At 47.4% G+C, this 637-nt stretch carries 1 pseudogene; it reads right to left on the reverse strand.

Annotated elements, in window-relative coordinates:
* Positions 1-637: pseudogene (locus J7R12_RS08620) on the reverse strand (filamentous hemagglutinin); the annotation flags it as partial.

The raw sequence follows: 637 nt of genomic DNA on the forward strand, positions 1-637 counted from the left end.
GTTGCATAGATGACATTGCCATTTTCATCATGCAAAACCTCACCCTCAAAATGCTCTTTGACATATGAGATTTTATAAATTTTACCAAGGTATCCAAATCCTTCATCTGATAAATCATTGATCATATTGAGGCGATTATGTATCACCCCCTCAAGTGATGTGGCATCCAGCGGCACTACTGCCTGATGGGCTGCTGCGGTGTTGCGGTTGAGGGCATCAATGATTTGTCCAGCATCTTGCCCCATCGCCCTCTGGTTGGTTGCACCTGTCAGGATGATGGTGCCATCACTGATGGCGGATTTGGTTTCCCCGTCCGCCGCATCCTTGGCTTTCCCATGACTTAAAGCATTTTTGGCAATGTTTTTTATCGTGTCGTTCCCAGAAACGCTAACCCCATGGCTGCTGGCTTGTGCACTCGCACTGTTGGTGATGTCACTGGTACTGATGCTTCCTGTGGTCAGGCTGTTTTTTTCTGGCGACGCGGTGCTCGCAATCAGTCCTCCGGTCAGGGTTGTTTTATCTTTAACGTTGATCTTAAAACCGCCATCACCCGCTTTGATGCCTGATTGCTCCACAACACTGTGATAATCACTAGAGGATTGATCCTTTTGTAAGGAGAAGCTTGTTGAGCCTGCAT

Source organism: Bartonella vinsonii subsp. vinsonii (genome assembly GCF_902825235.1).
In the GTDB taxonomy this organism is placed as follows: domain Bacteria; phylum Pseudomonadota; class Alphaproteobacteria; order Rhizobiales; family Rhizobiaceae; genus Bartonella; species Bartonella vinsonii.